Annotated in this window: 5 protein-coding genes and 1 pseudogene; 1 reads left to right on the top strand and 5 read right to left on the bottom strand. The window is 43.8% G+C overall.

The genetic code is table 11. The features are described from left to right. From AAGC65_RS23005 to AAGC65_RS23015, 3 genes and pseudogenes are all read right to left on the bottom strand, one after another. A pseudogene (locus AAGC65_RS23005) lies at positions 1-669 on the bottom strand (peptidase M28); the annotation flags it as partial. Between the two features lie 6 nt (positions 670-675). Continuing rightward, a complete protein-coding gene (locus tag AAGC65_RS23010; RefSeq protein ID WP_343114815.1) occupies positions 676-2,544 on the bottom strand; it encodes a PDZ domain-containing protein in 1,869 nt (622 codons plus the stop codon). A gap of 150 nt (positions 2,545-2,694) precedes the next feature. Beyond that, the gene (locus AAGC65_RS23015; RefSeq protein WP_343114816.1) at positions 2,695-4,227 is read right to left on the bottom strand and encodes a serine hydrolase; all 1,533 of its coding nucleotides are present in this window, start codon (positions 4,225-4,227) and stop codon (positions 2,695-2,697) included. Between the two features lie 105 nt (positions 4,228-4,332). On the opposite strand from AAGC65_RS23015, the gene AAGC65_RS23020 reads away from it, so the two are divergent. Further along, positions 4,333-6,522, top strand: coding sequence for a S9 family peptidase (locus AAGC65_RS23020; RefSeq protein ID WP_343114817.1), 2,190 nt, complete (start codon positions 4,333-4,335; stop codon positions 6,520-6,522). 79 nt (positions 6,523-6,601) lie between these two features. Here the strand turns inward: AAGC65_RS23020 and AAGC65_RS23025 are convergent, their stop codons facing one another. Together AAGC65_RS23025 and mutY are read right to left on the bottom strand one after the other, a co-directional pair. After that, positions 6,602-7,030, bottom strand: a complete 429-nt coding sequence (locus tag AAGC65_RS23025; protein WP_343114818.1) for a single-stranded DNA-binding protein — start codon at positions 7,028-7,030, stop codon at positions 6,602-6,604. A gap of 24 nt (positions 7,031-7,054) precedes the next feature. Continuing rightward, on the bottom strand, positions 7,055-8,104 hold the full coding sequence (gene mutY, locus AAGC65_RS23030; protein ID WP_343114819.1) for an A/G-specific adenine glycosylase: 1,050 nt from the start codon (positions 8,102-8,104) through the stop codon (positions 7,055-7,057). Positions 8,105-8,505 lie beyond the last annotated feature (401 nt).

An 8,505-nucleotide genomic window follows, 5' to 3' on the forward strand; every position in this document is an offset into this window, starting at 1 on the left:
CTCGTTAGGCTTGGTTTTACCGGGAATCATACCCGCAACGTTAAACAGTGGTAATTCTTCTGTTTTGTTTTCATAATTGACCTCAAATGAGGTAATGTTATCAAACTTACCCAATACAAGTGTTACAGGGGATGTTGTTGCGCCTTTAAAGCTAACGCTACCCCGCATAGAGTAAGAATCATGAGCTCGCTTAAATAAGCTCTGAAATTTGGGATCAACGATCATTAGCGTTTTTTTACCGCTTTTTTGAGCGCTCACATATTCTTGTCTGAAATTTTTATCGGCGCTTACATTCACTATCTGTACATCCTTATCGTTAGCCCAGGTAAATGATTGCGTACCTACGGTAAAAAGACTATCGGCAGGTACAGGTTTACCATTGATAGAGGCAGTAGTTTTAACTGGCGTTGAACGCACCATCGTAAAATTCTGGCGATAACCGGTGTTACCTTCTAATGGCTTTAAGCCGGCTTTGGTGTACTCGCTTTCGATAAATTGAGCGGCTTTTTCAATACCTGGCGTAAAGGTTGCCCGGCCCTGCATATCATCAGCACTAAGGGTTTTGATGATGCGGGTTACATCATCCTGATCAATGAGCTTGTTTACATCCTGCCCAAAGCTGTGCGCCGAGATTGCCATGAAGGCAAGGGCTGCTAAAGTTTTTTTCATGGCCTTTTATTTAATTTTTGATTGTAACCAATTATTGCGGAATGTTTCCTGCTCCTTAGTTAATTGCTTGCCTGCTTTTTCAAAAGTAACCACTTCCAGGTACGGGCTCTCTTCCAGTGTTATGGTAGTTTCGTGCGCGCCTGTACGGTTTTTATAGTTTACAGTGATTTTGTCGCCAGGTTTTTTACTGGTGAGCACATTACTGAATGATTTAGGGTCGGTAATGGGTTGGCCGTCGGCTTTCAAAATAATGTCGCCCGCGTCAAGACCTGCCTTGTAAACAGGTGTACCAATAATGGTGCTTGAGAGGATAGGTAAGCCTTCGGCGCCTGCTGCACGTTGCTGCCCCGCGCGGCCCCTGCCCGGGGTTGAGGCCAGGGAGCCTGCCCATGCTTTGCCCGGCTGGACCTTGCGCAGTACCAAGCCTGCTTTTCCCAATAACTCCTCATAATTGTTTTTATCGGTACCGTAAATAAAGCGGTTAAAGAAATCGGCAGCAAATTTGGGGTTGTTGGTCACCTTGGCCAGATCTGTTTGCAGATCGGGAATGGTATAAGGTTTCATCACCTTGCCGCGGGCAAGCCAAACCTGGCGCATATAATCATCAAGCGTTAAGTTAAACTCGCTGCGCAGGCGCAGATCAAGAGCCAAGGCAATGGCGCCACCGTAATAGTAATAGCTGGTAAAATCATTAACGTTGTTGTTGGGGTCGATGGATACACCGGCATCGGCAAATACCGAGTAGCGGCTCATTTGGGTGGCTGGATATTTTGCAGCGGCTGGCGTATTTAATACCTGATTAATCAGCCCGGCCAGGGTGCCGGTATAATCATCAAGGGAGTTAAAGCCCGAGCGGGTAAGCAGCAATTCGCCGTAATACTGGGTAAAGCCTTCGGCAAACCAAAGTTCGCTGCTCATGTTGGCCTTTTCAAAGTTGAATGGTTCCAATGATTTCGGGCGGATGCGTTTTACATTCCAGCTATGGAAATACTCGTGCGAAAATACCCCTAATAAATCTTTCTCATTACCGGCAACTTTTTCAACGGGTATAACAATACAGGTTGAGTTGCGGTGCTCCATACCATCGCCTGATGTGGTAGGGTATATATCGGCCAAAAAGGTATACTCGCCATAATCATAAGCGGGAAGTTCACCGAAAATAGCTTTTTCTTCCAGCGTCATTTTTTGCACCATTTTACCAAAATTATCAACCACACTTTGGTCATCATCGGAGTGTATAGTTAAATTGATCTTTTCACTTTTGCCATTATTGGCCACGTCCCAGCTGGTTACTTTATAGTTAGAAAGCTCGGTTGGGCTATCCATCATATATTGTAAATTGGGGGCGCTATACACGTTAGTGCCTTCGTGTTTTAGCTGAGTAGCAACTTGCCAGCCATATTTTTCCAGGTCGTTAAACTCAAATTTAACCTGGCGTTTTTCCTGTCCAAGTACCCATATAAATGTAGCGGGCATGTTCAGGTGGGCATGGCTGGGTTCAATACTGGTATAAGTACCGTCGGTCCAGTTGGCAAACAGGGTATAGCTTACCCTAATATTAGCAGGATGGGGGCCTACTTCGTACAGGTCGCCTTCAATTTGGTTAAAAGGCAATGGGTTGCCTTGAATATCTGTTACTTTAACATTGTAAATATTTTTGCCAAACTCATGAGTGGCATAGCGACCGGCAGACGAGCGGCTCATCCTGAATCTGAAAACCTGCGGAGCATCAGGAACGGTCATTACGATCTCAGCTTCATGATGCTGAACATTAGGGAACGATATGGCGTAATAGATGGCCTTTTGCGCGTCCTGCTGCGCAATGGCAACAGAAGCAAACAAGGCCGTAATAGTTGTTAAGAGTAGTTTTTTCATGTAAACTGATTAGCAGCGCTGAAATTACGATAAATCGGGGAAATATTAGAGTGAGGGGAGCGAGGAGTGAAGTGCGGGGAGCGAAGATAGTTTAAATCAATTACCAATTCATGCTCCTCATTCCCCACTCCTCACTCCCCACAAATCAACCTACTCCTTCTTAAATTCATATGGATCAAACTCTACAAAGTCGGCAACTTTAACTTTTACGCTGCTTACCTTGCCGTTTAATACGGTGAAGGGGAATACAGCTTTGCCCAGCGTAGGGTCAGAAAAAGTTACATAAAACCTGTTGCCACCTAAGGGTTGCAGTTTGGCAAACATAGTTGGGTGATGCTCAAAGCGCATTTCCAGATCGTTGTTCTCGCCCTGGCTAACGGTCATGCTGCCGTAAATGCTATTTGTATATTTACCGGTGTAGGCATTTGCAGGTAATGCCGGGCGCAGGTTTAATAACACTGAATCGCGCAGTTTTTTATCGGCTGCCTGTTGTGTACTTACATCTGCTTTGTACTCTTTTAGCATATTATCGCTGTAATTGCGGTAGTTGCGACCAAAATATGCATCAAGGATTTCCCAGCGCAGTGCATCATAGAATACGTTTTGATCGGTATTGGTCAATATCACAATACCCAAATTGTCCTGAGGTGATAGCGTTACTGAAGATAGGTATCCGCTTACACCCCCATCGTGCATAACAAGGCGGTGATTGGCGTAATCCTGAATAAACCAGCCCAGACCATACAGCTCAAAATTATTTTCGCCGGTTAAATGATACTGGCTGCCAACAATGTCCTGTGGTTCACGGGTGGCCTGTATAGCGGCTTGTGGTATCACCTGCCGGTTGCCTACCTTGCCATTATTTAATAAGGCCAGCACCCATTTGCTCATATCATTAGCGGTTGAACTGATAGCGCCTGCAGGTGCGAGGCCGTCTAACTGGCAATAAGGGATGGCGGATAACCGGCCATCAATCAGGGTATGGGGTACGGTACGGTTAAGTGATTTAGGCAGATCTTTAGTTAGGGTGAGGGAGTTGGTCATACCCAGGGGAGCAAAAATGGCCTCTTTAATATAAGCTTCCCATGATTTGCCCCCGGTTACGCGAGGAATGATCTCGCCGGCGGTTAAAAACGCGGCATTGGTATATCCCCATTTGGTGCGGAAGGCATAAGGGGCTTTAAGCTCGCCTAATTTGGCAATAACTTGCTGACGGGTAAGGTTAGTATTGTAAAAGGTGAAATCTCCCTGAAAAGTTTGAAAACCCAGGCGGTGGCAAAGCAGGTCGCGCACGGTAGCCTCCTGGCCCGCGAATTTATTCTCCAATTTAAACTCGGGTATGTATTTGGTTACCTTTTCATCCAATGATAGTTTGTTATTGGATTGCAGCATGGCCAAAGCTGTAGCAGTAAAAGCTTTGGTATTACTGCCAATCATGAACAGGGTGTTTACATCAACAGGGTTGGGCAGGCCAAGCTCTTTGATGCCGTAACCCTTTACCAGCACTATTTTATTGTCTTTTACAATACAAACCGCAACACCCGGCACGCGCCAGTTGGTGAGGGCTCGGCTTATATAAAAGTCAAGACTATCTTTTATAAACTTGCTTCTGTCTGCATGTTGGGCTTGCGTTATTGTGCTAAATGAAATGGAAATAAGTAGCAAAAGGAGTATTTTTTTCATTACACAGAATTTTTAGGCGCTTGAATGTGCTAATTTAATGCAAAATTTACCGCGGCTTTACTTAATTGTACAATTTGGCCGCAATCTAATTAAAACACATCGTATATGAATTTTTTTCGTTCGGGATCATTATTCCTTACAACTGTATTGCTCATTTTGGCCGGGTATACAGCAAATGCGCAACGGTCTGCACCACAACACTGGACAAAAGACGGCTATCAATACTACAAAATCACTGATGATGGCATCAGGATACTGGATACCCGAGATACCAACAAAAAAACACTCTGGATAAGTAAAGAAATGCTGACCCCGCAAGGGCAGCAATACATAGGTGTTAAAAGATTCACCCTATCTGCCGACGGGCAAAAGGTGCTTATCAATACCAATACTAAAAAAGTTTGGCGTTATGATACCCGCGGCGATTATTGGGTGTACGATACCGGCAGCAAAAAGCTTTGGCAGCTGGGTAAAAGCCTGCCTGCATCATCATTAATGTTTGCTAAATTCTCCCCCGATGGTTTGAAAGCTGCTTATGTGAGCGGCCATAATATTTATGTAGAAAACCTGGCCGATGGCTCTGTTAAGCAATTAACAACCGATGGTAGCACCAAGCTCATTAACGGTACTTTTGATTGGGCCTATGAAGAAGAATTTGGCTGTCGCGATGGTTTTCGCTGGTCGCCGGATAGCAAGTCGATAGCCTACTGGCAAATTGATGCTACGAAGATCAAAAGCTACCTGATGCTGAACACTACCGATTCTATTTATCCTTATGTAGTACCGGTAGAATACCCGGTAGCCGGGCAGGATCCAAGCTCGTGCAAGGTAGGGGTAGTAGATATTAGCACCGGTAAAACCAACTGGATAAATACTCCCGGCGATGCGGTGCAGCATTATATACCGAGAATGGAATGGACGCTGAACTCCAATGAAATTATCCTGGAGCAACTTAACCGTGCGCAAACAGAGAGCCGGGTATTTATCGGTAACGTATCAAATGGCACCGCCCGAATGATCCGCGAAGAAAAAAGCAATGCCTGGATTGACGGAAAAGAGCGCTGGAATGCAGGCGATCCAACCGGATGGGAATGGGTAAATAAAGGAAAAGATTTTTTGTGGGTAAGTGAAAAAGATGGCTGGAAACATATTTACCGTATTAGCCGTGAGGGTAAAGAAAGCCTGATCACCCCGGGCAATTACGATGTGATCAGCATTAACTTAATCGATGAGGCATCGGGATATATTTATTTTATGGCCTCGCCGGATAATGCCACCCAGAAATATTTGTACCGCATTAAAATTACTGGTGGTACAAAGCCCGAGCGTGTTTCGCCGGTAGATGAACCCGGAACGCATAGCTATGATATTTCACCGAATGGAAAAGTAGCCCTGCACAACTTTTCAAACAGTTACACGCCTCCGGTTAGCGAGGTGGTTACACTGCCTGCTCATAAACATATTGGCGGTACGGTAGTGGCTTTAAATAAAGAGGCTCAAAACAAAACCGAATTTTTTAAAGTAAAAACCGTCGACGGTATTGAAATGGATGGCTGGATGAAAAAGCCAAGCAATTTTGATCCGCATAAAAAATACCCGGTTGTGTTCATAGTTTATGGCGAACCCGCTTCGCAAACCGTTACCGATACCTGGGGAGCAGGTAACAACAGGCTGTACGCTGGCAGCATGGCCGATGATGGATACATCTATATGTCTGTTGAAGGCCGTGGAGCCCCGGCACCGAAGGGCACTGCCTGGCGCAAGGCTATTTATAAAAATATTGGTATCATCAATATCCGCGACCAGGCTATGGCCGCTAAAGAGATACTAAAATGGCCTTTTGTTGACTCGACCAGGATAGCTGTACATGGATGGAGTGGCGGTGGCTCATCAACCCTAAACCTGATGTTCCAGTACCCCGACATTTATAAAACAGGTATTGCTGTAGCTGCTGTTGGAGATCAGTTAACCTATGATAACATATATCAGGAGCGGTATATGGGCGTTCCGGTTGATGCGGAAGGTCGTGCTGCTTTCATTAAAGGATCGCCCATTACCTATGCCAAAAATCTGCGCGGCAACCTATTGTACATACATGGTACAGGTGACGATAACGTACACTATAAAAACGCCGAAGAGCTGATCAATGAACTGGTAAAATACAACCGGCAATTTGAGCTCATGTCGTACCCTAACCGTACGCATAGTATTTCAGAAGGAGAAGGTACCAACCTGCACCTGAAAACTTTATTTACCCGTTACTTAAAACAATACTGCCCGCCGGGTAGCAGATAGACACATAAAAATAAGCAAAGCCCGCAAGTTAATGCCGGGCTTTGTTGTTTAATATGATTTGGTTTGGTATAGATTTATATCAATAGGCAGGGTCATTATCAATTGTACCATTATTGTTTGAACCATTAAAAAAAGTATCGGCAGATCTTGAGATTGCCCGTTGATCGCCGTCAAAATCACTTTTACGGCCAAGCAGGGTAAAGTTTTCGGCTACAACCTCGGTGGTGTATTTTTTCACTCCTTCCTTGTCTTCAAATGAGCGGGTACGCAGTTTTCCTTCTATATAAACCAGTCTGCCTTTTTGCAAGTATTTGGCCGCCATATCGGCAAGTCCGCGCCACATTACAATGTTATGCCATTCGGTTTGTTCAACTTTTCGGCCATCCTTATTATAAGTTTCTGAGGTGGCCAGCGGAAAACTGGTTACGGACACCCCGCCCTCTAAAATTCGCGTTTCAGGATCTTTTCCCAAATGACCTACAAGTATTACTTTATTAATTCCAGACATGCCATAAAATAACGGATAATTCTTTTATAAATTAAAAATATTTTTTACTAATATAAAAATAGCTTTGGGCAATGCCAGGTTTTGAAGATTTTCAACCTTGGCGTAAAACCAGTTTTGTTGTAGTTTAATTGGTTTTGATGTTGTTTTGATCAGTCTTATATAAAGCCGCTGGTGGGTAAGAATATGCTTCTGAACGGGTACTAAATTTTCGGATAATTCCATATCCGGGCCAAAAATTTCTTTTACCTGCGACAAATTTTTTAATTCATGTACTGGTAATAAATCCTCGGTTTCAACCAGCGGGAGATCGTACATGTTGGCCCAGATGTCCTTATCGCCCCTTTTGTTCATTAAAACGGTATCGCCATCGGTTATTAAAAAATAATTTAAAAAGCGTTCCCGCACTTTTACTGTTTTTAATTTAACCGGTAAAACCGTTGTGGCATTATTTTTAAAAGCGTAACAATTTAAGTGTACCGGGCAAATTCCGCATCCCGGATTTTTGGGCTTGCAAAGCATAGCGCCAAACTCCATCATGGCCTGATTGTGCAAAGCTGGATTTTTCTTATTAAGAAAATCGTTGGCCAGATTCTGGAACGTTTTTTTACCTGTGGTAGAGTTGATCGGCTCATATACTCCGAGGTACCGGGCAAGTACACGGTATACGTTACCATCAACCACAGCCCTGGCCTCATTGGCAGAAAACGATGCTATAGCTGCGGCAGTATATTCGCCAATACCCTTAAGCTTAATCAGTTCATTATAGCTGCTTGGGAATACGCCATGATATTGTTCTTGCACCAGGAGTGCCGTTTTAAGCATGTTGCGCCCACGGGAGTAGTAACCCAGGCCCTGCCATAATTTAAGTACCTCATCCTCATCAGCCGCGGCGAAACTGCTTACGTCTGGATATCGCTCCAAAAAGCGGTTGAAATAGGGCAGACCTTGTTCTACCCGCGTTTGCTGCAAAATAATTTCAGAAAGCCATATGATATAAGCATTTGTAGTATTACGCCAGGGCAGATCGCGCTTGTTTTCCAGGTACCATTGTACCAACTCGTCGGTAAAATTCATCAGGTGTAAAAATACGGAGGCTTAAGGTTAAAAGACTAAAGGTTTTCAACATCGGACTCCGAACACTGACATTTATGTGTAAAAAGATAGTTCAAGTGGTGGTTTTATGGAGTTTTTCCAGGCTTTTATGGAGGTAATTTATAACCTTTGAACAGGCGCATTTTAGGGGCACATGGTGTATTCCGTACAGGGTATAGGAGCTTACTGGTTTGTCTTTAATTATTAGCAGTTTACCTTATACTTTGTAACGATAATGTACGTTTTACATTGGTATTAAAAAAAAACAGACAAATATTTCGCACTTAAATTATAAAGCGATACTTTTGCAACCCCAAAACAGTTAAGTATTTATATAATTAAATAAAAGTAAATCAGATATGACTAAGGCAGAAATTATAACT

Source organism: Mucilaginibacter sp. (genome assembly GCF_039207105.1).
Lineage (GTDB): Bacteria > Bacteroidota > Bacteroidia > Sphingobacteriales > Sphingobacteriaceae > Mucilaginibacter.

What these genes read in the sequence shown, in the direction of transcription:
- mutY (WP_343114819.1), bottom strand. Translation starts at nt 8,104, where the DNA reads ATGAATTTTACCGACGAGTTGGTACAATGGTACCTGGAAAACAAGCGC.
- AAGC65_RS23025 (WP_343114818.1), bottom strand. Translation starts at nt 7,030, where the DNA reads ATGTCTGGAATTAATAAAGTAATACTTGTAGGTCATTTGGGAAAAGAT.
- AAGC65_RS23020 (WP_343114817.1), top strand. Translation starts at nt 4,333, where the DNA reads ATGAATTTTTTTCGTTCGGGATCATTATTCCTTACAACTGTATTGCTC.
- AAGC65_RS23010 (WP_343114815.1), bottom strand. Translation starts at nt 2,544, where the DNA reads ATGAAAAAACTACTCTTAACAACTATTACGGCCTTGTTTGCTTCTGTT.
- AAGC65_RS23015 (WP_343114816.1), bottom strand. Translation starts at nt 4,227, where the DNA reads ATGAAAAAAATACTCCTTTTGCTACTTATTTCCATTTCATTTAGCACA.